The organism is Yoonia rosea (assembly GCF_900156505.1).
GTDB lineage: Bacteria > Pseudomonadota > Alphaproteobacteria > Rhodobacterales > Rhodobacteraceae > Yoonia > Yoonia rosea.
This window is the reverse complement of sequence record NZ_FTPR01000002.1, coordinates 542,545-567,590: the sequence shown is the minus strand read 5'-3', so window position 1 is coordinate 567,590 and position 25,046 is coordinate 542,545. Positions and strand designations below refer to the sequence as shown.

At 58.3% G+C, this 25,046-nt stretch carries 25 protein-coding genes; 7 read left to right on the top strand and 18 right to left on the bottom strand.

The annotated features are described in order from the left end of the window. Window positions 1-14: 14 nt before the first annotated feature. Window positions 15-842 (top strand): hypothetical protein, encoded by an 828-nt coding sequence (locus B0B09_RS14015; protein ID WP_076660691.1) that lies wholly within the window; start codon window positions 15-17, stop codon window positions 840-842. A gap of 52 nt (window positions 843-894) precedes the next feature. Here B0B09_RS14015 and clpA read toward each other — a convergent pair whose 3' ends face one another. Further along, window positions 895-3,219: an ATP-dependent Clp protease ATP-binding subunit ClpA gene (gene clpA, locus B0B09_RS14010; protein WP_076660566.1), complete on the bottom strand. Its 2,325-nt coding sequence runs from the start codon at window positions 3,217-3,219 to the stop codon at window positions 895-897. A gap of 169 nt (window positions 3,220-3,388) precedes the next feature. After that, the gene (gene gloB / locus B0B09_RS14005) at window positions 3,389-4,162 is read right to left on the bottom strand and encodes a hydroxyacylglutathione hydrolase (protein WP_076660565.1); all 774 of its coding nucleotides are present in this window, start codon (window positions 4,160-4,162) and stop codon (window positions 3,389-3,391) included. Window positions 4,163-4,225: 63 nt separating this feature from the next. On the opposite strand from gloB, the gene B0B09_RS14000 reads away from it, so the two are divergent. Beyond that, entirely contained in the window at window positions 4,226-4,999 is a 774-nt protein-coding gene (locus B0B09_RS14000; RefSeq protein WP_076660564.1) for a class I SAM-dependent methyltransferase, read from the top strand. A gap of 11 nt (window positions 5,000-5,010) precedes the next feature. Here the strand turns inward: B0B09_RS14000 and B0B09_RS13995 are convergent, their stop codons facing one another. After that, on the bottom strand, window positions 5,011-5,367 hold the full coding sequence (locus B0B09_RS13995) for a CAP domain-containing protein (RefSeq protein WP_242654449.1): 357 nt from the start codon (window positions 5,365-5,367) through the stop codon (window positions 5,011-5,013). A 478-nt stretch (window positions 5,368-5,845) separates the two neighbouring features. Between B0B09_RS13995 and B0B09_RS13990 the strand changes: the two genes are divergently transcribed. After that, window positions 5,846-7,174: a hypothetical protein gene (locus tag B0B09_RS13990; protein ID WP_207552163.1), complete on the top strand. Its 1,329-nt coding sequence runs from the start codon at window positions 5,846-5,848 to the stop codon at window positions 7,172-7,174. 55 nt (window positions 7,175-7,229) lie between these two features. Beyond that, window positions 7,230-8,339 (top strand): THUMP domain-containing class I SAM-dependent RNA methyltransferase, encoded by a 1,110-nt coding sequence (locus B0B09_RS13985; RefSeq protein WP_076660561.1) that lies wholly within the window; start codon window positions 7,230-7,232, stop codon window positions 8,337-8,339. A gap of 50 nt (window positions 8,340-8,389) precedes the next feature. Here the strand turns inward: B0B09_RS13985 and dxs are convergent, their stop codons facing one another. The 14 genes from dxs to B0B09_RS13920 all read right to left on the bottom strand — a co-directional run bounded on the left by dxs (window position 8,390) and on the right by B0B09_RS13920 (window position 20,687). Continuing rightward, window positions 8,390-10,312 carry a 1-deoxy-D-xylulose-5-phosphate synthase gene (gene dxs / locus B0B09_RS13980; RefSeq protein ID WP_076660690.1) on the bottom strand — a complete coding sequence of 641 codons (1,923 nt, stop codon included), beginning with the start codon at window positions 10,310-10,312 and terminating at the stop codon, window positions 8,390-8,392. Window positions 10,313-10,493: 181 nt separating this feature from the next. Further along, window positions 10,494-10,730 carry an RC-LH1 core complex protein PufX gene (gene pufX / locus B0B09_RS13975; RefSeq protein WP_242654448.1) on the bottom strand — a complete coding sequence of 79 codons (237 nt, stop codon included), beginning with the start codon at window positions 10,728-10,730 and terminating at the stop codon, window positions 10,494-10,496. An 11-nt stretch (window positions 10,731-10,741) separates the two neighbouring features. After that, entirely contained in the window at window positions 10,742-11,668 is a 927-nt protein-coding gene (pufM, locus tag B0B09_RS13970) for a photosynthetic reaction center subunit M (RefSeq protein WP_076660559.1), read from the bottom strand. A 13-nt stretch (window positions 11,669-11,681) separates the two neighbouring features. After that, window positions 11,682-12,512: a photosynthetic reaction center subunit L gene (gene pufL, locus B0B09_RS13965; protein WP_055296878.1), complete on the bottom strand. Its 831-nt coding sequence runs from the start codon at window positions 12,510-12,512 to the stop codon at window positions 11,682-11,684. Between the two features lie 124 nt (window positions 12,513-12,636). Beyond that, window positions 12,637-12,792 carry a light-harvesting antenna LH1, alpha subunit gene (gene pufA / locus B0B09_RS13960; RefSeq protein ID WP_019954421.1) on the bottom strand — a complete coding sequence of 52 codons (156 nt, stop codon included), beginning with the start codon at window positions 12,790-12,792 and terminating at the stop codon, window positions 12,637-12,639. 12 nt (window positions 12,793-12,804) lie between these two features. Continuing rightward, window positions 12,805-12,960: a light-harvesting antenna LH1, beta subunit gene (gene pufB, locus B0B09_RS13955; protein WP_008231906.1), complete on the bottom strand. Its 156-nt coding sequence runs from the start codon at window positions 12,958-12,960 to the stop codon at window positions 12,805-12,807. 147 nt (window positions 12,961-13,107) lie between these two features. Beyond that, complete coding sequence (pufQ, locus tag B0B09_RS13950; RefSeq protein WP_076660558.1) at window positions 13,108-13,335, bottom strand: cytochrome PufQ; 228 nt, start codon at window positions 13,333-13,335, stop codon at window positions 13,108-13,110. Beyond that, on the bottom strand, window positions 13,332-14,792 hold the full coding sequence (gene bchZ, locus B0B09_RS13945) for a chlorophyllide a reductase subunit Z (RefSeq protein ID WP_076660557.1): 1,461 nt from the start codon (window positions 14,790-14,792) through the stop codon (window positions 13,332-13,334). Before bchZ ends, pufQ begins: the two co-directional genes overlap by 4 nt. Window positions 14,793-14,880: 88 nt before the next feature. Continuing rightward, window positions 14,881-16,485: a chlorophyllide a reductase subunit Y gene (bchY, locus tag B0B09_RS13940; protein WP_076660556.1), complete on the bottom strand. Its 1,605-nt coding sequence runs from the start codon at window positions 16,483-16,485 to the stop codon at window positions 14,881-14,883. Continuing rightward, window positions 16,475-16,621: a hypothetical protein gene (locus B0B09_RS18000; protein ID WP_165689335.1), complete on the bottom strand. Its 147-nt coding sequence runs from the start codon at window positions 16,619-16,621 to the stop codon at window positions 16,475-16,477. Before B0B09_RS18000 ends, bchY begins: the two co-directional genes overlap by 11 nt. After that, window positions 16,608-17,612, bottom strand: a complete 1,005-nt coding sequence (locus B0B09_RS13935) for a chlorophyllide a reductase iron protein subunit X (RefSeq protein ID WP_076660555.1) — start codon at window positions 17,610-17,612, stop codon at window positions 16,608-16,610. Before B0B09_RS13935 ends, B0B09_RS18000 begins: the two co-directional genes overlap by 14 nt. Continuing rightward, window positions 17,609-18,547: a chlorophyll synthesis pathway protein BchC gene (gene bchC, locus B0B09_RS13930; RefSeq protein ID WP_076660689.1), complete on the bottom strand. Its 939-nt coding sequence runs from the start codon at window positions 18,545-18,547 to the stop codon at window positions 17,609-17,611. The genes B0B09_RS13935 and bchC overlap by 4 nt, the downstream gene beginning before the upstream one ends. Before the next feature lie 110 nt (window positions 18,548-18,657). Beyond that, entirely contained in the window at window positions 18,658-19,806 is a 1,149-nt protein-coding gene (locus B0B09_RS13925; RefSeq protein WP_076660554.1) for a methyltransferase, read from the bottom strand. Beyond that, window positions 19,806-20,687 carry a polyprenyl synthetase family protein gene (locus B0B09_RS13920; protein ID WP_076660553.1) on the bottom strand — a complete coding sequence of 294 codons (882 nt, stop codon included), beginning with the start codon at window positions 20,685-20,687 and terminating at the stop codon, window positions 19,806-19,808. Before B0B09_RS13920 ends, B0B09_RS13925 begins: the two co-directional genes overlap by 1 nt. An 84-nt stretch (window positions 20,688-20,771) precedes the next feature. On the opposite strand from B0B09_RS13920, the gene crtD reads away from it, so the two are divergent. Both crtD and crtC read left to right on the top strand, forming a co-directional pair. Beyond that, the gene (crtD, locus tag B0B09_RS13915) at window positions 20,772-22,325 is read left to right on the top strand and encodes a 1-hydroxycarotenoid 3,4-desaturase CrtD (protein ID WP_076660552.1); all 1,554 of its coding nucleotides are present in this window, start codon (window positions 20,772-20,774) and stop codon (window positions 22,323-22,325) included. A 14-nt stretch (window positions 22,326-22,339) separates the two neighbouring features. Then, window positions 22,340-23,167, top strand: coding sequence for a carotenoid 1,2-hydratase (gene crtC / locus B0B09_RS13910; RefSeq protein ID WP_110549961.1), 828 nt, complete (start codon window positions 22,340-22,342; stop codon window positions 23,165-23,167). A 28-nt stretch (window positions 23,168-23,195) separates the two neighbouring features. Here the strand turns inward: crtC and B0B09_RS13905 are convergent, their stop codons facing one another. Continuing rightward, window positions 23,196-23,999, bottom strand: a complete 804-nt coding sequence (locus tag B0B09_RS13905) for a class I SAM-dependent methyltransferase (RefSeq protein ID WP_076660551.1) — start codon at window positions 23,997-23,999, stop codon at window positions 23,196-23,198. 253 nt (window positions 24,000-24,252) lie between these two features. On the opposite strand from B0B09_RS13905, the gene B0B09_RS13900 reads away from it, so the two are divergent. Next, window positions 24,253-25,044: an FkbM family methyltransferase gene (locus tag B0B09_RS13900; protein WP_084190848.1), complete on the top strand. Its 792-nt coding sequence runs from the start codon at window positions 24,253-24,255 to the stop codon at window positions 25,042-25,044. Window positions 25,045-25,046 lie beyond the last annotated feature (2 nt).

Genomic DNA, 25,046 nt, shown 5'->3' with positions numbered 1-25,046 from the left:
CCTATTTGGGGCACATGGATCAGAACAAACTCTCTCCCTTGAAGCGCCTGCTCACCCTTTGTCTCGGCGTCTTGCGCCCGCCTGCAGGCCGTAAACGGATCGCGGTGGCGTTTCTTTATGGCTCAGTTTGCCACGTGATCTTTGCCGCCGCCGTGATGGCGATGATCACGGCCATGTTTTTCGGGATGAGCGAAAGTCTGGGCCGTGTGCCGGGTACTTGGGCGATTTTGGCCAACGCGCTTTTGATCCTGCAGTTTCCACTTATGCACTCCTTGCTCCTGAGCGCACGGGGGCGGCGGTTGCTTGGTTATCTCGCCCCTGCCGCCTATAGCGGCACGCTCTCAACCACGACTTACGCGATTGTCGCATCCGTTCAGCTTCTGGCGCTCTTTGCGCTTTGGACACCCAGCGGCATTGTCTGGTGGCGTGCCGAAGGGGCGGCGTTCTATGTGATTTGCGCCTTCTACATGATCGCTTGGCTGCTGCTGATCAAAGCCAGTTATGACGCAGGGGCCGAGGTGCAATCAGGTGCTTTGGGGTGGATGTCTTTGGCGCAGAACATCAAGCCTGTCTTTCCCGACATGCCTGTCACGGGTCTGTTCCGGATCATCCGGCAGCCGATCTATGTGGCTTTTGCCCTGACGCTTTGGACAGTCCCGGTCTGGACGCCCGACCAATTGTTCCTTGCGATCAGTCTGACCGCATACTGCCTTGCCGCACCGCGACTGAAGGAGCGGCGGTTTGCCCAACGCTATGGCGAAAGGTTCACACGCTACCAAGCAAAGGTACCTTATGCCGTGCCAGCCCTGCGCAAGTTGCCAAAGCATCCCGACCAGCCATGAAAAAACCCGCCGCGCAGTTGGCGCAGCGGGTGATTTTCAATGTACCTGATGGTTAGTCTGCCGTCAGAAGCGGTGGTTTCTTGCTTCCACCTGTGATCCGGCCCTGCGTCGGTTCTTCAAAGGTCAGATCCAACGCGCCCTTCTTGACGCCAACCTTGACAACACCACCTTTGACCAGCTTGCCAAAGAGCAACTCTTCGGCCAGCGGCTTTTTGATGTGTTCCTGAATGACACGGCCCAGCGGGCGCGCACCCATCTTTTCATCATAGCCCTTGTCGGCCAGCCATTCGGCGGCGGCCTTGGTCAGTTCGATGTGCACATTACGGTCGATCAGTTGTGCCTCAAGCTGCAGCACGAATTTCTCGACAACCTGCATGATCACCTCTTTCGGCAGGGCGCCAAAGCTGATGATCGCATCCAGACGGTTGCGGAATTCCGGCGTAAATGTCCGTTCAATCGCGGCGGTATCTTCACCGGTCCGCGCTTCACGGCCAAAGCCCAGAGCATTCTTCGACATCTCGGCAGCACCTGCGTTCGAGGTCATGATGATGATCACGTTGCGGAAATCGGTTGTCCGGCCGTTGTGGTCGGTCAATTTCCCGTGGTCCATCACCTGCAACAGGATGTTGTAGACGTCAGGATGCGCCTTCTCCATCTCGTCGAGCAACAACACACAGTGCGGGTTCTGATCGACACCGTCAGTCAGCATACCACCCTGATCAAAACCGACATAACCAGGAGGCGCACCGATCAAGCGTGAAACCGCGTGCTTTTCCATGTACTCGGACATGTCAAAGCGCATCAGCTCGACACCCAGCGTATCGGCCAGCTGCTTGGCCACTTCGGTTTTACCAACACCGGTTGGACCGGCGAAAAGGTAGTTACCAATCGGCTTCTCCGGTTCACGCAGACCTGCGCGCGCCAGTTTGATCGCAGAAGACAAGGCCTCAATCGCCTGATCCTGACCAAACACAACGCGCTTGAGGGACTTTTCAAGATCCTTAAGCACCTCTGCATCGTCTTTCGAAACGTTCTTTGGCGGAATGCGGGCAATCTTGGCCACAACATCCTCGATCTCTTTGGCACCAATCGTCTTGCGGCGCTTGGATTCAGCAACCAGATGCTGTGCGGCACCCGCCTCATCGATCACGTCAATCGCCTTGTCAGGCAATTTGCGGTCGTTGATATAACGTGCAGAGAGCTCTACCGCGGTTTTGATCGCATCGGCTGTGTATTTGATGTGGTGGTGCTCTTCGAAGTAAGGCTTCAGACCCTGCAAAATCTTGATCGCGTCAGGCACCGAAGGCTCTGTCACATCAATTTTCTGGAACCGGCGCGACAAGGCGCGGTCCTTTTCAAAGTGCTGGCGGAATTCCTTATAGGTCGTCGACCCCATGCAGCGCAGCTTGCCGCCCTGCAACGCAGGTTTCAGCAGGTTGGACGCATCCATCGCGCCGCCGGATGTGGCACCGGCACCGATCACTGTGTGGATTTCATCAATGAAAAGCACCGCATCTTTGTGCTCTTCCATCTCTGTCATCACCGCTTTCAGGCGTTCCTCGAAATCACCGCGATAGCGTGTACCAGCCAGCAACGCGCCCATATCGAGCGAATAGATCGTCGCTTTGGACAGCACTTCGGGCGTCTCACCGTTCACGATCTTGAACGCGAGACCCTCAGCGATAGCCGTTTTCCCCACGCCGGGATCGCCCACCAGAAGCGGGTTGTTCTTGCGGCGGCGGCACAGCACCTGAATGCAACGCTCGACCTCATGCGCGCGGCCGATCAGGGGATCAACATCGCCCTTGGTCGCCTTGGCGTTCAGATCAACACAGTATTTTGCGAGCGCACTTTCTTTTTCGTCACCTTCGCCCGGCGCGATTGTTTCGCTTTCGTCGGTAGATCCCGTGACAGGACGCGATTCACCGAAAGCGGGGTCTTTGGCCACGCCATGGGCGATAAAGTTCACCGCATCATAACGCGTCATATCCTGTTCTTGCAGGAAATAAGCGGCATTGCTTTCGCGCTCGGCAAAGATCGCGACCAGCACATTGGCACCGGTCACTTCGCTGCGTCCGGATGATTGCACGTGGATTGCCGCACGTTGAATAACCCGCTGGAACGCAGCAGTCGGCACCGCCTCGGACCCTTCGACATCTGTGATCAAGGTTGAAAGATCATCCTCGATAAATCCTTCCAGATCCTTGCGCAGCTCATCAAGGTTTACCGAACACGCACGCATCACGCGCGCCGCGTCAGGTTCGTCAATCAACGCCAGAAGCAGGTGTTCCAGCGTGGCAAGTTCGTGCTTGTGTTCATTGGCCAGCGCAAGTGCGCCATGAATGGACTGCTCGAGTGTGGTCGAAAATGATGGCACGGCTTGTGCTCCTTCATATCGGGGGTTGGCGCGAACCAACCGTGGCCTCTTACCCTTAAGGTTTGGTTTTATTTGCCAACCTTCAAGGACTTTTTTCGCTTTTGGCATCACAATTCGTGTGATGCTTGGTTTTTGACCTGCTTTTCACCACGCGCTTGCAGCAAGATGGTTAAAACTTGTCTTTTTGCGCCCGTGCAAAGGTAAACACATCCAGATCAGACGCGTCGTTCATGCCTAGGGCGGCTTTGAATTCGGGAACATCGGCGCGCAAAAATGGGTTTGTGCGCTTCTCTTCGGTCAGCGTTGACGGGACAGTTGGTTTGCCAGCGGCGCGCGCCGCTTCGATCCCTTTGGTACGAAAGATAAGGTCGGAATTCTCTGGGTCAAGGGACATCGCAAAACGTGCATTGGCGGTCGTGTACTCATGGCCGGAACAGACCAGCGTATCATCAGGCAGCGCGCGCAGTTTTTGCATGCTGTCCCACATCTGCGCAGGCGTTCCTTCAAACAGGCGGCCGCAGCCCAACGCCATCAGGCTATCGGCGGTAAAGACGAGCGCCGCGTCCGGCATGTGAAAGGCGATGTGGCCGATGGTATGGCCGGAAACATCCATGACATGGGTCGCCTGCCCGCAGACTGTCACAGTATCACCATCCGCAACGCCAAGATCAAGATCAGGCAGGCGATGGGCATCAGCCTTGGCACCGATCACGCGCGCACCTTCACGCAGCGCGGCAACGCCATCAATATGATCATCGTGGTGATGGGTGATCAGAATATCATTCAGGCGCCACCCCCGCGCGGCAAGTGCGTCCGCAATCGGCGCCGCCTCGGGCGCATCAACCAACGCGGTCTCGCCTGTGTCGTGGTTGTGCACCAAAAAAGCATAGTTATCCGTCCGGCATGGCACCACGACCAATTCAACCTCTGATCTCTTTGTCATGGCAATGTGCCTTTCTCTTGATATGCTGCCTCCATAGCTTTGCCCAAGGAGTTGCAAACCGCAATGCATCTCGACGTTCTGGATCTGCGTAACTTCTATTACCGCAGCGCATTGGGGCGTGCGGCGCAAAAAGTGATCCGCGACGAACTCTGCACGCTCTGGCCCGAGGCCAAGGGGCAAATGGTTGTGGGCTTCGGCTTTGCAGTGCCCTTACTGCGGCCTTTCCTGAAAGATGCGCGGCGGGTGATCGGACTGATGCCGGGACCACAAGGGGTGATGCCGTGGCCACCTGACGGCAACAACGTCAGCGTGCTCTGTGAAGATACATCCTGGCCGATTGAGACAGGCCATGTCGACAAACTCGTCATGCTGCACGGGTTGGAAACCACCGAACAGCCCTCATTGCTACTGGATGAGGCATGGCGCGTCCTTGGTCCGGGCGGCCGGGCGGTCTTTGTTGTACCGAACCGCGCGGGGCTTTGGTCGCGCTCGGATGCCACACCCTTTGGCTATGGCCGCCCCTATTCGCTCAGCCAGTTGGAGGCCCAACTCCGGCGGCACCAATTTGTGACCGAACGCACCATGTCCGCGCTCTACCAGCCGCCCTCGGCAAGCAAGCTCTGGCGCAAATCAGCAGGGTTTCTTGAAAAAGTCGGGCATAACCTGCCGGTTGTCGCCGCTGGCGGCGTGTTGATCATCGAGGTCAGCAAACAAATGGCCGCCCCCAGACGGCCAGGATTGACCGAAGCAGTGCGCAAACCCTTCAGGGCCCTCGAAGGCATCACAAAGCCCAAACCGAAACCGGAACCATCACCGTCACGGGTGATTGTCAGATAGCAACGGAAAGACTACCGCTCACGTGCGAGAACGAGCACCCAATAGGGCCCGCGTGGACTATTGGCTTTGGCAAGCGCGAAGTCCTCGAACCGTGGATCGAGATTATTTGCCCGATGCCCAGCAGAATTCATCCAGGCATCCAGCACAGCCTGCTCATCAACCTGACCGCGTGCGATGTTTTCGCCAACAAGGTTCCACTGATAGCCGGCATCGGTGACACGTTGTCCAACGGTTGATCCGTCACTCCCCGTGTGGGAGAAAAAATTATTCGCAGCCATATCATTTGCATGCCGGTTCGCCGCCGCACCAAGACGGCTATCATAGGTGAGCGCCCCTGCACCTGCTCCTGACCGCACGCCATTAAGCATGCCTGAAAATGTCTGACTCGGCGCCGCGGACACGGCAACTTGCGGCAAATCCGCGATCGGGATGGGCGCGGCACCACCACTTGAACTTGTACTCACGCTCGTTGTGCTCCCACCTGCTCCGCCACATGCTGTTGCAAGGCATAATGCAGCTATCGCAAAAGTTCTTTTCATGAATCTTGTCCAAATCTTGTTTCGAAAAGCAGTTATGTCTCCGACCACTTTTCACACAATCAAAACCTGCAAGATACCGCCACATAAGCATAAATTCGCTCGTGACCGCAGAATGAGAGAAGAAAGCCGCCGAAACCGGGATGCAAACGTGGCAAAAACAAATCGGAGCTCTGCAAGGCCGCAAAACGGGCTGACTTTCTGACCGTATTGGCGCATGAAATTACAGAGCGTGAAAATCACGCGTGCCGACCAGCCGAAAGGGGCGACCAATTTGCGTAATCTAGCACGCCTCTGCGCCATGGCAGTCATGATCTCCTCAGCCGACGCCCAGCCAACACAGAGTCTTCAAGAACAGGCAGAAGCCGCCCTTGTGGCAGGCGCGCCCGCCACAACCCTGCGCCTCGCCCAAGAGATGCTGCGCGCGCAACCGGAAGATTTTGCTGCACTCTACCTGCTGGCACTTGCCCAGTCGGACCTGAATGACCCGCAAAGTGCCGCAGCCTCTGGCGCACGCGCCTATGCCGCCGCGACAAGTCAGGACACCCGCTTTGAAACAGCGCGTTTTGTGGCCGGCGCGTATTTTCAGGCCGGCCACTATACCCGTTCTGCATTCTGGTTGCGACGCGCAGCCAATCACGCATCCACCGAAGCCGATCTGCAGTTTATCGCAGAGGCCTATGCGAACACTGTCAGAACCAACCCGCTTTCGGTCGCGGTCACCGCCGCAATCGCACCCACCGATAACATCAACAACGGATCAGAAGACGGCATCTTGCGACTGGAAGGAATCGACCTGACCTTCGTGCTGCCCGAAGACCGCCGCGCACTTTCCGGTATCGGCTTTTCTGCCAGCACCGACCTGCGCTACCGAATTTCAGAGACCGCACACCAAGTCACGACGGTTACCGCCACGCTTGCAGGCGATACCTATCTGTTGTCAGACGACGCAAAGTCCTTGATTGCCGACTCTCCCGATCCAGAGGTGCGCGCAATTGATGGGCGCGATTTCGCGACAGTGACGGCCAGTGTGGGCATTGAACGACAGCAAAACAACATAAGCCCGCTGGGCCCGCTCAGCCTCGGGACGGCCTTCGGGACCTATTGGGAAGGTGGCGAAAGGCTGGTCGACTTTCACGACCTCAGCCTCGAACAGACCGTTCCCCTCACCAACACCAGCCGCCTGCAACTCCGCGCGCTCCGGCGCTGGCAGGACGCACGTACCCCTGCGTTAGACGATACAAACATCTACGACATTACGATCGCCTATGACCGGCTGCTGGCAAACCGCGACCAGTTGCGGCTCAGCCTGATATCACAGCGCAACGCGGCAGGACCGGAAAATTCTTTCGACGAATACCAGATCGGCATCGGTTATCTGCTGGCCGAGCCTGTTTTGGGGGCACAAATTTCCACGTCCCTCAACATCGGGTTCCGCACGTTCGAGGAATTCACAACCACACTCGACGGCCGCGATGATCATTTCTATCTGGCCTCGGTCACAGCCGTTTTCGAAGACGTCAGCTACTTTGGTTTCTCCCCCAGCGTGACGGTCTCGGGTGCGCGTACACACTCAACCGCCGAGGAAAACACATCAGCGGCAGCACAGATCCTTTTCGGGGTCGCATCGCGGTTCTGACGCGGGGACCGATTGGCATTTGCATCACCACAGCAAAGCCCAGTATGCACGGGCCATGACAACACCCTTTGAAATCTTCATGGTCTGCACCCCCGGTTTTGAACAGGCCCTCCACGCCGAGGCGCTGGAGAACGGCTTTGCCGACCCGCAAATCACCAGCGGCGGGATCACGACCACCGGCACATGGGAGGACGTCTGGCGCGCCAACCTTGTCATGCGCGGGGCCACGCGAATCTTGGCGCGCGTGGGGAGCTTTATGGCCTTTCACCTTGCCCAACTCGACAAACGGGCGCGCAAATATCCATGGGATGACGTGCTGCGTCAGGACGTCCCTGTCCGGGTCGAGGTCAGCACCTCAAAGAAGTCAAAGATCTACCATGCAGGTGCCGCAACCCAGCGGATCGAGACCGCTCTGAAAGAGAGCCACGGCATGACTATCGCGGCAGACGCGCCCGTAGCACTCAAGGTCCGCATCGACGACAACCGTGTCACAATCAGCGTTGATACCTCTGGCGAGAGCCTGCACAAGCGCGGCCATAAAGAGGCGGTGGGCAAAGCCCCCATGCGCGAAACACTGGCCGCACTGATGCTGCGTGAATGTGGCTATACGGGAAACGAACCCGTGGTCGACCCGATGTGCGGGTCGGGCACATTTCTGATCGAAGCCGCGGAAATGACCATGGGCCTCAACCCCGGTCGCACCCGCGAGTTTGCGTTCCAACATCTCGCCACCTACGACGACGCAGCATGGCAAGACATGCGTAGGATGGGTGAAACCCACGCGCCCACCCAGCATTTCCACGGCAGCGACCGTGATGCGGGCGCCATCCGCATGGCCACCGCCAACGCCGAACGGGCAGGCGTGGCTGATCACATCACCTTCCAGAACCTTTCAGCCGCTGACATGAAACGGCCCGCAGGCCCGCCGGGTCTGATCATTTGCAACCCGCCTTATGGCGGGCGGATCGGCAACCAGAACATGCTCTATGGGGTCTATGCAGGTCTCGGCGAGGCGCTCAAACGCGAATTCACAGGCTGGCGCGTCGGCATGGTCACCAGCGAAGCGGGCCTTGCCAAAGCGTCGGGCCTGCCTTTCAAACCCAAAGGCCCCGCCATTCCACACGGCGGCCTGAAGGTCTGGCTCTTCCAGACGGGTACACTCTAAGCCCTGTTATTACTGGCCCAAAAATATCCCCGCCGGAGGCTCCTGCCCTCTCAGACCGTCACACCCTGACGTTTGACCTCAATCCCTGCTGCCTGCATCGCTGTCGCGGCAATATCCACCGCCGTCAGCCCTGCATCCGCATACATCGCATCAGGGGCCGCGTGATCAATATAGCGGTCCGGCAATGTCATTGTCCGCACCTGACAGCGCCCGTCCAGCAAGCCGTCATTGGCCAGATCATGCAGGACCATGGCACCAAAGCCACCCTTTGCGCCCTGTTCGACCGTGATCAGCGCCTTGTGGTTGCGCAAGAGTTGCCGGATCAGCGCGCGGTCCAGCGGCTTGGCAAAACGCGCATCGGCAATCGTTGCCGTCACACCTTGCGCGGCCAGTTTCTCGGCGGCCTTCTGACATTCGGCCAGATGCGCGCCAAAGCACAGGATCGCCACGTCCGACCCTTCCTGCACGATACGTCCCTTGCCGATCTCGATGATCTCACCACGTTCCGGCAACTCGATCCCAACCCCTTCGCCACGGGGATAACGGAACGCAATCGGGCCCTCATCATAGGCGGCGGCAGTCCGGACCATATGCATCAGTTCCACCTCGTCCCCCGCAGCCATTACCACCATATTCGGCAATGCGGCCATGAACCCGATATCGAAGGCCCCCGCATGGGTTGGCCCGTCAGCACCCACCAGTCCTGCACGGTCAATCGCAAAACGGACAGGCAGGTTTTGCAGGGCCACATCATGCACCACCTGATCATAACCACGCTGGAGGAACGTCGAATAGATCGCACAGAACGGTTTGAGCCCACTTGCCGCCATACCGGCCGCAAAGGTCACACCGTGTTGTTCGGCGATCCCCACATCAAACACGCGGTTCTTGAACCGTGCGCCCATGATATCGACACCGGTGCCAGAGGGCATCGCAGCGGTGACAGCCACAATAGCAGGGTCCATCTGTGCTTCGGTCGCCAGCGCAGTGCCAAAGACCTTGGTATAGCTTGGCGCGTTGGGGCGCGATTTCGCCTGCGCACCACTCTCCACATCGAATTTCGATACGCCATGCCCGCGGTCTGCACTGGTTTCGGCGGGGGCATAGCCCTTGCCTTTCTTGGTGCATACATGGATCAGCACAGGCCCAGTTGCACGGGTGCGCGCAGCGCGCAGCACCGGCAGAAGCTGGCGCATATCATGGCCGTCAATCGGGCCGACATAGGAAAACCCAAGTTCTTCGAACAAGGTGCCGGACCCACCGGTCTGCATCCCTGTGACCAGATGGCGCGCACGGCGGGCGTGGTCACGCAGCGGGCCGGGCAAGGCGGCCTCGAACCCTTCGGCCATTTTGTGCAACTCGCCCACGGGCGAGGCATAGAGACCGGACAAATATTTGGACATGGCACCCACAGGCGGGGCGATCGACATCTCGTTATCGTTGAGGATCACAAACAAGCGACGGCCTTCAGAGCCGGCGTTATTCATCGCTTCATAGGCCATGCCCGCACTGATCGACCCGTCACCGATCACGGCAATTGCATCGCCTGTTGGCATCCCCATATCGCGCCCGACCGTGAAACCAAGCGCGGCAGAGATCGAGGTGCTGGAATGCGCCGCACCGAAAGGATCATAATCGCTCTCGGCACGTTTGGTGAAACCCGACAAACCGCCCTCTTGGCGAAGGGTGCGGATCCGGTCACGGCGGCCTGTGATCACTTTATGGGGGTAACACTGGTGTCCGACATCAAAGATCAGCTTGTCGCGCGGGGTGTCAAAGACAGCGTGGATGGCCACGGTCAATTCGACAACGCCCAGCGACGAGCCCAGGTGTCCGCCTGTTTCCGATACCGCCGAGATCACCTCGGCGCGGACATCATCAGCCAAATTGGCGATCGCGGTGTCGTTCATGCGACGAATGTCGGCAGGACCCGAGACGCTATCGAGGAAGGGTGTTTGAGGACGGATGGTCATGACGGCACCTTTGTGGTAAATAAAAAAGCGCCGCAAAAGGGTTACCCCGATTGCGACGCTAGTCTCCTGTAGCCAACAGGAAGGGAACTGGGGTCGAAACCCCAATATCGGGCCAGCCAGGGAGGGTAGCCCGATGGCGCTGGAACAGGCGGGGCGTCGCGCGCCGCCTGTTCCGATCTCGCTAGACTTGTGCGACCTCGGGGGTCGCTTCGATCATCAAGGATGACCGGTTAATCGGATCAGGCGTGTCGCGGCTTTCTTCGGGCAGGATGCGGCCAATAAAGGCCATCGCCGCAATCACAAACCAGATCGCCAGAACAAAGATCGCGGCGTAACCCGCCCCCTTAAGCATCAAGAGCGTGATATCGGCGGTCAGCCTGCTCTTTTCGCTCATGTCGAGGATGTTATCGTTTTTCATCATCTCTCTCCTTAGTTTACTGGCGCATAGCCGTGGACTTGCGCCCAGACGAACCAGTTATCAACAACCGTACCGGTCAACAGGATCCCGATACCGCCGGTCAGCGTTGTCAGGACTGCGAACCACCACGCCCAGCGGTGGATACCTTCCATGGTGGCGTTAAAGCCCATGGTCCAGCGCCAGAAGAGGGCGGCACGCTCGGTCGCGGTACCGCGGTCCACGATCTGTTCGATCTCGCGCTCACCGCCAAAGCGGCTCACGGCAAGGATCGTCGCACCGTGCATCGCAAACAGCAGGGCAGAACCGTAAAGGAACGCGATGCTCAAAGCGTGGAACGGATTGTAGAACAGGTTGCCATATGTGATCGAAAACAGGTTCGTCCAGTCGAGGTGTGAGAAGACACCGTAAGGCACCATCTCGGACCAGTCGCCCATCAGGATCGGGCGGAAAAGGCCCAGCACAAGGAACAACCAGATCGCAGAGGCAAAGGCCCATGCCACATGCTTGCCCATGCCCAGCGCTTCGGCGCGCAGGTAGGTCCGTACCCACCATGTCAGCACCGAAATCAGCAAGAAGAAGGACGCGATCATAAAGTAACCGCCGTCATTCATGGGTGGCATGCTCAGACCGTACCCCGGTGAGGGTGGATCAAGTGACAGCCAGAACAGATCCCGCAAGAAGATCGCAGGGTTATAGTCGGCCTGCGCCCAGAAGGACAAACCCACCATGATGAACCAGATTGCACCGGTCGCCAGTGAGATGACCCCGAAGGACCCCAGATAGATCGGCCCTAACTGCGCGTTGCCAAAAAGACCGGCAAGCTTGGAGAACCCCGTTGTGGTTCCGCGATCAATCGCGGTCCCGTCAGGTCCGGGGAGGCCCATTTCGGGCGGCCCCTGTACTTGAACCTGTGTGAAGATGTTTTGATATTCAGCCATTTTTCATATCCTCCTACAGATCGACCCACCAAGGGAGCTCATAGTACCAATCCCACCAGACGATCCATTCTTCGAACCAGATGGTGCCGGAAATCACGATACAAATCGCAGACCAGAAACCCGCATTCAGCGCCAGAAACAGACCGAGGCGGTGAATCCCCAATGGCCCGATCGAATAGCCGATCAGATCGCGGAAATACGTGTCTTCGTGATCAGGTGACTTGATCTCTTGGCCCTTGCCCGGGTTCACGGCCGACAACACCAGTGATCCGTGCAGCGCGAGCGCCAGACAGGTGGTGAAGAAGAACGTGATCGCGATCATATGGACCGGATTGTAGTGGAAGTTCCCGTAGGTGTAGCCCACGTTGTTCACCCAATCGAGGTGGCTGAAAATGCCATAAGGGAACGCATGCCCCCAGGCACCCAGCAGCACCGGACGGATCACAACAAGTGTCACATAGGCAAAGATCGCCACGCCGAATGCAAAGGGCACGTGATAGCCAATGCCCAGCTTGCGGCAAATCTCGACTTCGCGCATCATCCAGCTGACAAAAGCACCAATGGCACAGATCGTGATGATCTGCCAAAGCCCGCCCTCCATCAATGGGGCTGCACCCAGACCGTACTCAAGCGGCGGCGGGTCAATCGAAATCAACCACGGGTTCCATGTGGGGCCCTGGCTGGCCCCGTAAAATATCAGTATTGTCCCAAGGACGGCGAAAAAGAACGTCGTGACCCCGAAGAAGCCAACATAAAATGGCCCCACCCAAAAGTCGAACAGATCACCGCCTACCAATGTCCCGCCACGGACCCGGTATTTTCTCTCGAAGCTGAGCTGTGCCATCTTCCAATCTCCATTCTAGACAGGCCCTGCATCCGCGTTCCGGTGCGCCCTATCTTCATCAATGTCGGTGTTTGCTACGGGCGGAACTGGCCCGCCCGTAGCGTGATTTCGTCAGCAAAGCTGATTACATTCCGCCAAAGGCGAGCTGGAACCAGTTTGTGCTTTCATTGCTCAACAGAACGAGGTGAATCATTGCTGCAAGCAGGAACAGGAATACGCCCTGAGCCACGAAAACGCGGCGTGGGTCGAATACCAACCAGATCTTATAGAACTGTGCCATTTGCTAATTCTCCTACCAGCTGAACCAAGGAAGCTTGATGTACGTCAGTACGTGAGCAACCACGGCAACGATCGTGAAGATCGTGAACCCGCTCATGTAAACTGCGTGCAGCTCCTGGGCCTGCTCGTCAGTGAGACCTGTGAAAGAAAGGTCAGATTTGTCAGCCATGTTTTGTCTCCAAAATTAAGTACTGACGCCGCGTACCCCCCGCGGCCGGGTTACGACAGAAGCTCTTCCTCTGCCCCAATCCATCATCCCGGGGGGGAATGATGAACATCGGATGCCCGTTTCCGGACAAATGTCGTGCCATCAGGTTCATGCGCTGAAGATCTGTGGCGTAATAATGCGGGCCTGTGTCCAGGCCTTTGCGAAGGGGCCTTTCTCCGGCAGCTCCATCCGACGCGCGGCAGACAACACCCATGTCAGGATGCAGAGCGGCAGCGTGGCCAGAAAGATGAGCCCGAAATAGGCGTAGTATTCGCGCTTTGGTGGCGCTGACCGGGCCCGTGTCGTGTGGGGCATGTCTGTTGTAAAATCGGTCATTTGCGTCCTCCAGAAGTGGGTTGCAGTGTTTCGACGGTCTCAAGAACGACCCGGTCGTTGCCGGCGTCGAGGGCTGCACGCTCGGCTGCGTCACGCAGCGTTTTGGCGGCAGAAATTCGTGTCAGGATCGGGTGGGTGGCCACGATCTCGTCCAGCTTGGCCTGTGCGTCGGCATCCCAGGGGAAATCGCGGCGCAGCGGGGTCAGCGTGGCATCGGTGGCGTCCATATCCGTACCCAAAGGCAGGATGTGGAACAGCGCATCAAACAGGCCATTGCAGACCTCTTGCAGCAGATAGGTAGCCCCTGCATAGCCCATGAACGGCGTGCCGGTCGCACGGCGGATCGCAGCACCGGGGAAGCTGGCGGGGATAAATACGGGGCTTGGTCCATGCCCTGCTTTCATTTCGGCCAGATACATTTTCTCGTTGATGGACCCCAACACGATCAAAGGGCGCTTGCTATGCAGCATGGCGCGTACTTCGTCGTTGTTGGTCTTTTTGCCGCGTGTCCGCGCAACCGCAAAGGCACATGGGAAACCCAAATCACCCTCAAGGAAATGACGCACGCCACGGGCGTATGTCTCATTCGCAACGATCGCGAATTCGGCGGTGGCAAAGAAATCCTGTGTGACCGAGCGCCACAGATCCCATACGGGCTTGATGGTCGAATGCTTTTCTCGCTCGATAAACGGTTCCGGATCGAGCCCAGTCAACTCACCCAGCTTGCGCAGGAATTTTGTGGTTGAATCAATCCCGAACGGCGCTTGCAGGTATGGCTTGCCCAGCACTTCACACAAGCCACGGCCAAATTCGCGGTACATGGTGACGTTCACATCGGCATTCACCAGATTGCGCATTTCGGCGACATGGGCACCCAATGGCATGACCATATTGATCTCGGCACCAATGCCTTCGACCAAACGACGAATTTCGGCCAGATCGGACGGCATGTTGAATGCGCCATACATCGGCCCAAGGATATTCACGCGCGGTTTTGCACCCTCTTCGCGTTTTTTCTCGGGCGGCATCCGGCCCTTGGTCATGCCAAATTCGGTGAAAATCCACGTCATGGCACGGTCGGCGCATTCCCATTGATCTTCATCAATGGTGCGCGGCAAAAAGCGTTGAATGTTGGTGCCTTGCGGTGTCACACCGCCACCGATCATCTCGGCAATGGACCCTGTCACAACAACCGCAGGCAAAGCCGGATCAAGCGTTTTCCAGGCCCGCTTCATCGCGTCCTCGGTGCCTTCACCCATCTCGGTTTCACCCAGACCGGTGACAACAATCGGCAACTCATGCGGCGGCAAACCATCGGTGTAATGCAACACGGATGTCACCGGCAGGTTTTCACAGCCTACGGGGCCGTCGATAACCACTTGCAAACCTTTGACGGCACAGAAGGCGTAAACCGCACCCCAGTATCCGCCCGCGCGATCATGATCGGTGACTAACACGTTGCGCCCTCCTTCGAAGGCGTGCGGCCGCGATTGGCTGCGCCAATCTCTTTCCCGCACCGTGGCGATTTTGTTCCAAAATACGCCACTAGATCATCTCCTGCGCTTTGGCCGCACGCGCCATTTTATCAAGCTTCTTTTGATGCTGCGCGCGGAAGTCGGGGCGCAAATTCGGCGCGCCTTCCCAGACACCGGCAGTGTCGCCATGGCCCACGCCTTCAAAGAAGTCGCGCATCTTGTCCATCTTCTGCTTGCCCGCAATCGCGGCATTGACGACCTGCGCCAAGGATCCGGCACCCGCAGGTCCCATCAGCGGACGCGCAGAAATCAGGTTGGTAAAGTAAAGCGACGGGATACCCGCCTCTTTGGCGTGCTGGACCACCGGTGTGGTGCCAATCGCCAGATCAGGTTTGATCGCATCGACAGCGGCAAGATCATCCTCAAGCGAAGCGCGATACTTGATCTTCACGCCTTTCGCGGCCAACCATTCAGCGTCGGGCCGCGACCATTCTGTCTTGGGACAGGCGGTGCCCACATAAGGCACGTCCGCGCCGCTTTCGATCAGCAAACGCGCCACCAAAAGCTCGGAGCCCTCATAGCCCGACAAGGTAACAGTGCCGTTGATCTGCGCGCCGGCCAGTGCACCTTTGATGGCAGGCAGGAACGCATTTTGCGCCGCTGCAATCTGGTCAGGGGCAACATTATAAGCATCACCAATCGCCGCAAGCCAAGCGGCCGTGCCGTCATGGCCGACAGGGGCAGAACCCACGATTTTGCGGCCAGCAGCCTGAAATTCGCGGATTGAGGCGGTATAGAAAGGGTGGATCGCCGCCGCGACACCGCAATCAAGCGCGGCATAAAGTTCGCGCCATTCGCGTGTCGGCACGACAGGACCAGCGGCAAGGCCCATGGGCGCAAGCATCGCACCGATCATCATCGGATCAGCGGGGAACATTTCGCCCAGCAAGGCCACATTCGGACGGTCGGATTTACCACCGACAGGGCGGGCGACAGGGCCTGCCTTAATCTCTTCGCGTGCATATTGCAGCATCGCACCCGCCAGCACGTCCTTGGCCTCGGCGTGGGTCGGGATACCGAAACCAGGCACATCAATGCCCACGATCCGCACGCCGTTGATTTCTTTGGGCAACAACCGGAGCGGCACACCGGATGCGGTTGGCACACACAGGTTGGTCACAACAATCGCGTCATAGCGGTCAGGATCGGCCATATCATGGACACTCTCGCGGATGTCCTCGAACAGTTTACCCGTCACCAATGTCTCGGAATTAAACGGAACGTAGCCGACAGACCGGCGTGCCCCATAAAAATGCGAAACAAACGTGAGACCGTATACACAACAAGCCGAACCGGACAGAACCGTGGCCACACGTTTCATCCGAAGGCCTACACGCAAAGACCCGAACGCAGGGCACATGCTCTGCGGTTGATCGTGGGGTCCTTGCGGATAATCCTTCGCATATTGATCGAGGATCTCGGATTTACCCGCGGCACGGGCCGCTGCCTCCATTGATCCTGCACTGGCGGTGCAACCGCCCTCAAGCGCTGTCGCCTGCTGGGACGCATCCAGCGCTTCAGGCGAATCTGCACGTGCAACACCCTCGATGATCTGGACCTGGCCAGCCTCATCATAGCCAACTTCATAGCCTTGGGTGTCTGTATCATGCGTCATATTTGACAGGCTCCTTGGCGACAGCCGGTGCTGTCATGACATCAGCCAGCAGCCGCGCGAGCTGCGCTGGCGTGGCGCGGGCAAGCATTGCTTGCACTTCGCGTTCAACGGTCTTGCGGGCATCAGGCGTCGTCATAGATCACCTCCAGGCTCTCTTTCGGCTGGGCGTTCTTGCCGCGCATGTCGACATCGGTGGCGGGTACAAGCTGATAGTCGCCGCCGGTGTCTTTGGCGTCGAACAGACCCAGCAAACCATCCTGATCAAGCGGGTTCGGGCGCACTGGCGGGGCAATACCCACAGCCTCGGCCAGACCTTCAAACATCGGACCCCATTCACTTTGATGGGTGCCAACGATCTGATAATTCGCGCTTTTCTTTCTCAGGTCATCGTTTTGCGGGATTGCAGCAAGGACAGGTATGCTCACAGCCTCGGCAAAGGCCTGCGCCTCGCCCGTGCCATCGTCCTTGTTGATAACAAGACCCGCGACGCCCACGTTACCACCCAGCTTGCGGAAGTACTCGACCGCCGAGCAGACGTTATTGGCCACATAAAGCGATTGCAGGTCGTTCGAGGCGACCAAAATCACTTTTTGTGCCATATCGCGGGCAATCGGCAGGCCAAAGCCACCGCACACAACGTCGCCCAGAAAATCCAGCAGGACATAGTCAAAGTCCCAATCGTGAAAACCAAGCTTTTCAAGCAATTCAAACCCGTGAATAATCCCGCGTCCGCCGCAGCCACGGCCAACCTCTGGTCCGCCAAGTTCCATTGCAAAAACACCACCGCGCTTGAAGCAGACATCACCGATGGCAACCTCTTCACCCGCGAGCTTCTTCTTGGCCGAAGTCTCGATAATCGTCGGACAGGCTTTGCCGCCGAACAGCAGGCTGGTGGTATCGGATTTCGGGTCACAGCCGATGAGCAAAACGCGCTTGCCCATCTCAGCCATCATGTGGCTGAGGTTGGCCAACGTGAAAGACTTGCCAATCCCGCCCTTGCCGTAAATCGCGATGATCTGCGTCTTGGATGTTGGCTCGCCATGAGGGACCTCAAGCGTGGGCTCCTCATGCGCTTCGTCGCGCAGACGCTGATCAAAATCCTTCAGGTTTGGAATTTCATCTTTCATGCGGTTCCCCAGTTCAAAATCATTTTCAGGCAGGCCGGATCGGTGAATGCCGTTTCATAGGCGGTCCCTGCGGCTTCTGCGGGCTGTTGGTGTGTGATCAAATCGGCCAATTCCAGAACGCCCGCCTCGACCAAGGCTTTGGTGGCGGTCATATCGTCCGCTGCCCATTCGGCACTGATGCGGAAACGGGCCTCTTTCATAAACGCGGGCGGAAAGGCGAATTGCAGCGGTGCGGTGTAGAAGCCCGCCAAGACAATCTCGCCCCCTTTGGCGATGCGGCCGATCCAGTCGTTCAGCAGATCACCACGACCGGAGGCATCGTAAACAGATTTATAGTCACGGCGCGCATCGGCTTCGGGTGTTGTCACTTCATAGCCACTGGCACCGCCCATGCGGATCGGATCAACCTCCCAAACGGTTGGCGCGGGCGCACCAGAGGCAATGGTCAAGCGCGCCAAAAGACGGCCCAGCACACCATGGCCAATGATCAGATCAGGCACCGCCTTGTTCGGGCCCGCCATCGCATGGCGCGCCGTCGCCGCCAACGCCAGCAATGCCCCCGCAGCGCCAAGACCCCGATCAATACGGGTCACGCGTGATGCTTTGGTGACCAGCGTTTGCGCCGCCGCACCGAACAAACCAAACGCACCCTCATAGCAGCTCGCTCCGGGAACAAAGACATGCTCACCCACACGGTAGCCACTGTCAGCACCCGCCTCGATCACTTCGCCAGCGGCTTCATATCCGGGGATCAAGGGATACCCCATGCCCGGGAATGGGGGCATCTCACCGGTCCAGAACAGCTTTTCCGTCCCTGTCGAAATGCCCGAATGCCTGATTGCGACCACAATATCGTCCGCCGCAGGGGGAACGATTCCCACCTGATCAAGCGCGAGCTTACCCGGCGCTGATAGAATGACGGCCTTTGTTTCCAACGCTTCTCTCCCCAGTGCGCGGCTTTGGAACATTCCAAATCGCAACACTCTGTCCTGTCCTAGTTTAGCCTTACAGATCAAACTGTCAATTTATTTAGACATACATAGTGTCAACTTTTCCTTACACCCGACACAATGGATGTAATAAATGCGCGGCGCGGCTTTGGGGTTTGCACATCTTCAAAGCCTGCCTGCACCAAAAGGGCCGCAATCTCCGCCTGAGACCGCGCACGCCCGGTGCGCATCGCCATGCAATAAAGGGCAAAATAGGCATCCCCCGCGCGCTGGGGGCTATCCCCACCGGTCATCGGTTCCGACACTAGAATCCGGCCGCCCACAGGCAGCGCATCATGCGCCGCCTTAAGCAAAGCGATCACGGTGTCGTCGGCGTGATCGTAAAGCACACGGATCAGGCTGATGATATCGGCACCCTGCGGCAAGGGATCATCCCGAAAAGACCCGGGAACGATCGTGGTACGGTCACGCAGGCCCGCCGCGTCAAAACGTTCTGCAGCAGCGGGGGCCACAGCCGGCAGATCAAAAAGTGTCAGATGCAGATGCGGATGCGCGGCACCGACAGCCACCAGAAAGGCCCCCGTGCCACCACCCACATCGAGGATATTTTTACTTTCAGAGAACCCATACATCGCGAGCGTGTCGTCAGCGACAAGCGCCTGACTATCCGCCATCAGCCGGGAATAGACTGCCGTTGTTTCGGGATCGGTCGCGCCACCTGCGCCAAAGACATATGGCCAGAAACCCGCAAGCTCGGTCGCAACCTCACCGCGGAAAAAGGCAACCGGATCAGCCAGATCACGGTAGAGCACATCATGGTGGTCAATCATCCCGCGCAAGCCGGGTACGCCCGCCAATGCCGCACCCCGCGTCGTCAGCGCATAGCGCCCCGCACGACGGTGCTTCAGCAGGCCAATGGCGACAGATGCCGAGAGCAGAATCGCCAGACGGTCTTTTGGGATATCCAGCTCATGCGCCAAAGCTTCGGCGCTCATTTCATTGGCCAACAAAAGCCCGGCCACATCAAACCGCACGAAGGCCTGCAAAATCTGGCTATGGCAAAAGCCTGCAACCAGATCGAACATCGCCTCACCTTCGGTTCGCACGATACGACGTGTCAGGGGAAAGCGGGCCGCCCACTTTTGAAATCCCCGTGATGCGACCAAACGGGTCAATCGCCCCGTACGCCGCAACGCCCCACGCGGCAACGCAGGTTTTTGCAAAGGGATATCAACGTCTTTCATTATTCGCCGGGGACGGTAGATCTGCCACGCGCGCCAGCAGGCACCAGTTTATCAGCATAAGCGCGCACCATCTGCGCGAGGGCCGCTTCGCCGGGACAGGCAGGAATGGACGAGATCGCGCCGCCTAGGATGTCGTCGAAACGCTTTACAGCACCCGCTACACCGTAAGAGGCCACCGCATTGGGCCGCCCGTGCAGATCATCCTGACCGGCCGGTTTGCCCAGCGTATCCTCATCGCATAGCGCATCGCGCAAATCATCCGCGACCTGAAATGCCTCGCCAATGCGCGCACCCAGCTCTTCCCACGGTTCGGCCTCTTGTCCGGCCGCCACAGCACCCATTTGCGTTGCAGCAATGAACAAAGCACCGGTTTTGGCCTGATGGTAAGCGGACAAATCGATGTTCTCTTCGCTCTCCCAGCCCTGGCCTGCGCAAATACCAAAAGGCATCCCTGTGCGGGTACCCAGAATATCAATGAGGTTCAGCGCCCGCGCAGGCGCATCGCCAGCAGCACGCGCAAGAATCTGAAACCCCATGATGATCAGGCTATCGCCTGCAAGCACCGCCAAAGGTTCGGAATAGGCACGATGCAGCGCCGGTTTACCGCGCCGCAGATCGGCATCGTCAAAGCAAGGCAGATCATCATGCACAAGGCTCGCGCAATGGATCACCTCAAGTGCCACCGCCGCCGCATTGGTCAACTCAGGGCGATCATCGCCGCAGGCCATCGCCACAGAGGTCAGGATTGTCGGCCTGATCCGCGCACCGCCGGGTGTGACCGCATATTCGAGCGCCGCCGCCAGTTTTGCCGGCGCAACACCACCCTGGCCTGCCTTGATGGCCGCTGCCATGGTCGCGTCAATCCGTTCCGAGATTCTCATGGACGTCTCCTTTGCAATCTATAGTGTCTATTTTAGTTTACATATGTCAATGTAAATCAAACGTAACAAAAGACTCAGGGCCGGATGAAAGCGGATTCCCCAAAAATTGTTGTTATTGGCGCTGGAATCGGCGGATTGGCCGCGGCACTGCGGCTGGCCCATCAGGGTTGCGATGTCACTGTGCTGGATATGCACAGCGCGCCGGGCGGCAAGATGCGCACGGTAGCATCAGATGCTGGGCCGGTCGATGCAGGCCCGACTGTCCTGACAATGCGGCCCGTGTTTGAGGCGCTGTTTACCGATGTGGATGAGGTGCTCGGTGACCACCTCACGCTTGAACCGCTGACCACACTGGCGCGGCATTATTGGGATGATGGCGCGATGCTTGATCTCGATGCGGATCCTGCGCAAAGCCTTGCCAATGTGACTGCCACCTTCGGACCGAAAGCAGGACAGGAATTCGCGGCGTTCTCGGTACGCGCCAAGCGCCTGTTTGACGCTTTCGATGCGCCCATGATGCGCACGCCCGAACCCGACCAATGGGCGATCACGAAAACCGTGCTCCGCCAGCCCGGTCTGATCCCGGCCATGGCCCCGCACCGCACCTTGGCTGGCTTACTGCGGACTTCTTTCAGCGATCCGCGCCTTGCGCAACTTTTCGGCCGCTACGCCACCTATGTCGGCGGCTCACCCTATGCCGCACCCGCCATTCTGGCGCTGATCTGGCAGGCCGAGGCACAAGGCGTCTGGTCCGTGAAGGGCGGGATGCATCAACTGGCGCAAACCATCGCCAAACTGGCGCAGGCACGCGGTGCCACCTTCCACTACAACATGCCCGCCACGCGGATCACGCGGCAGAACGGGCGTATCAACGGGGTGCAAACCGCCACAGGGCACTTTCCCGCAGATATGGTGCTGTTCAATGGCGATCCGCGCGCATTGGAAACCGGTCTTCTCGGCGATGGTGCAAAAGACGCGGTGCAGCCACAACACACAACACCCCGTAGCCTCTCGGCCTTCGTGCATGCCTTCGCTGCTATGCCTGAAGGTGTCGCGCTCAAACACCACACCGTGTTTTTCGGGCACGATCCCAAAGCCGAGTTCAAAGCCCTCGCCAAAGGCGAAATGCCGACCGATGCCACCCTCTATCTTTGCGCGCAGGATCACGGGGCAGTCGCACCCGACGCCCTGCAACGGTTCGAGATCATCATGAACGGCCCACCCGTCCCGCGCGCCCCTGAAAAGGAAAAACCCCCATGTCAGACACAGATTTTCAATCGTCTCCGCGCCTTCGGCCTGACCTTCAGCCCCACGCCGGGACCGGACGTGCTGACCACGCCGCAAGGGTTCGACGCGCTGTTTCCAGCGAGCCTCGGTTCCCTTTACGGGCGGAGCCCGCATGGGCTGATGGCGGCCTTCAAACGCCCGACAGCACGCACACCGGTGCCGGGACTGTACCTTTGCGGGGGCGGGGCACATCCGGGGGCGGGGGTGCCGATGGCGACACTCTCCGCAGCGCACGCGGCCGCGGCGATCATGACGGACCATGCTTCCACCTTGATGTCCCGCCAAACGGCTACGCGTGGTGGTACATTGACGGGATCAGCGCGGACGGGACGAAAGCGGTCTCTGTCATAGGATTTATCGGCTCGGTGTTTTCGCCTTGGTACGCATGGTCAGGGCGCCGCGACCCCGCCAATCACTGCTGCATCAACGTGGCGACCTATGGACCAGGCGGGCGGTTCACCATGACAGACCGCGGGCGCGCAGCGCTTCACACAACGCCGGACACATTTCAGGTCGGCCCGTCCTCGATGCATTGGACAGGCCGCGATCTGGTGATCGACATCAACGAGATCAGCAGCCCGCCCCTGATCAGCCGCGTGCGCGGGCAAATCACAATCACACCGCATGCGATCACCAATGTCGAACTGCCGCTGACACCGGATGGCGCACATATCTGGCGGCCTTTTGCGCCGTCGTCCGACATCAAGGTCGAACTGGAGGCAAAGGACTGGCAATGGTCCGGCCACGGCTATTTCGACAGCAATTTCGGGACGCGGTCGCTCGAAGAAGATTTCAGTTTCTGGACATGGGGCCGCTATCCGACCAAAGCAGGCGCGACTTGCATCTACGACGCCGTCCGCCGCGATGGCTCAACGCTCGACACCGCGATTGCCTTTGACACTGCGGGCGGCGCAAAAATTGTCGATGCCCCGCCGCGTACCCGTTTCAAACGGTCACTCTGGCAGGTCATGCGTGAAACCCGCGCTGATCCGGGCGTTGTACCGAAACAAGTGCTGCCCATGCTGGACGCGCCGTTTTATTCACGGTCCGCCGTGCAAACCCAACTGAACGGCGAAGTGGTGACAGGCGTACATGAAGCGTTGGACCTGAACCGATTCCGCTCACCGCTTCTCAAACCCATGCTGGCAGTCAGGGTACCACGCCGCAAAGGATGGCCGGGTGAAGTACGCTAAGACAGTATAGGTTGGCGTGCTGACGTGGTCAGTTGTGGTTCTTATGAATCACAAGCGTCGGCAGCCGGGTTTCCGGGCACTGCGACACAATTGCGCCGTATATGTCTTTCATTTCATTAATGAAGAACGCGCCCTGCTCACGGTTTTCCTGATCCTTGCGCGCAGGCGGGTTAAGAACCAGCCCGACCGACCGCCTTGCGATGACAAGCAGGTCATCAACGATCTGGCGCCACTCCCCGACCGCTCCATAAGCATCAAGAGCTTGATGCACCAACACGATGTCAAAGCTTTCAGGTGCAAAACCATAGGGGCGCGCGCGCCCGTCAAAGTGCTGACACTCTACCCCCAATGCCTTGTGAATTCCGGCATATGATGTGCCAAGCGGGTTCTTCCCGTCCTGATCCAGATAGTCATAGGATTTCACGTTATGCCCATAACGTGAAAGGACATCGAAAATCCCGCAGGCCCCACAAGACAACTCAAGCACATCTTGCGGCGGAGCATCACCCAATAGTTCAGGAAACATTGTCCAAAGGCGCGCATATTCGCGGAGGCCGTTCAATCCACGGTACTGATACTTGATCGGAAGCCGTGCTGCCAGCCGGTCCATGATCTCAATCTCGTAGGGCGTCATGATCTTGGCCAGCACATTGTCCGGCTCAGGTCCGTTGGTGTCGAGCCACGTGGCGACAGCACGTACCCGCCGATACCATTTTTCGCGTTTTTCCGCAGGAAAGCGGCGGTTTGCTACGGCAGGGCGCGCGCGGGACGCGGCGACATACAAAGCTTCCTCAGCCGCGATGTAATCCTCTGCGATGCTCTCGTAACCCATCAATCCACCTCTGTTCCGGACTCTTTGCACTGCGCCATCCGTTGCAAGGTTTGCATGTAAACGGCCACAAACGGGTAAGTCTTTTTCATTTCACACACCGAATGCCTTACTGCGTGCCCTTTGGATTGACAAACCTATTGTCGCGCGCGGTGGTCCATCGGCTCCTTCGGGTCAGGCCCCGTGCATCCATGACGACCGGCATTGAACTTGGCGGGCACTTGCAGCATCTTGCCGCCGAAAGCATCCATGACACATGGACCTACAGACACCGCACCCCTTGCGACAGGACGAAGACATGAACGCGGAAACCAAGCTTCAGCCCAGCAAGCGGCATCGCGACCAGATCATCAAGATGGGCGGCCCGATCGGTGCTGTCGCGCAGCTCTCGCAATATTCAGAGCGCAAGGGCGCAGTGCTTGATGTGGGTGTCAACCGTGGCACCATGGCACTGCATCTGTGCCGTCTTTTCTGCGACATGCCGATTCACCTGATTGAGCCGATCCCGGCGCAATGCGACTATGTGCTTGAACGCTTTTCGCGGTTTCCAACGGTCAAGGTTCATCAGATGGCTTTGTCGCATGAGACCGGACAAAGCGATTTCCACATTGCCGATTATCTTGGCAATTCCTCGCTCTTCACCAACAACGACGAAGACGTCGCACAGCACACCGAGCACGCAACAATCGAGACGATCACCGTCGAGACCAGCCGGCTTGATGATTGGTGCGCCGCGCAGGCCATTGATCATATCGCCTGCATGAAACTTGATACACAGGGCAGTGAATTCAACATCCTGACCGGTGCAAAGACCCTGCTATCACGCAACGCAATCGACATCATCATGCTCGAATGGTTCTCGCTTCCGCACTATGATGGCGTTCCATTGCTTGAAGACATCCTTATTCTGATGCGCAGCCACGGCTATGTGCTCTATAATATTTATCCATCACGCAAACTGAAAACCGGCGTGCTGCGTTATGGCGACGCGGTATTCATCTCCGAGACATTCCACAAAACGCGCCTGTCAGGGATGGACGGAACCTAGGT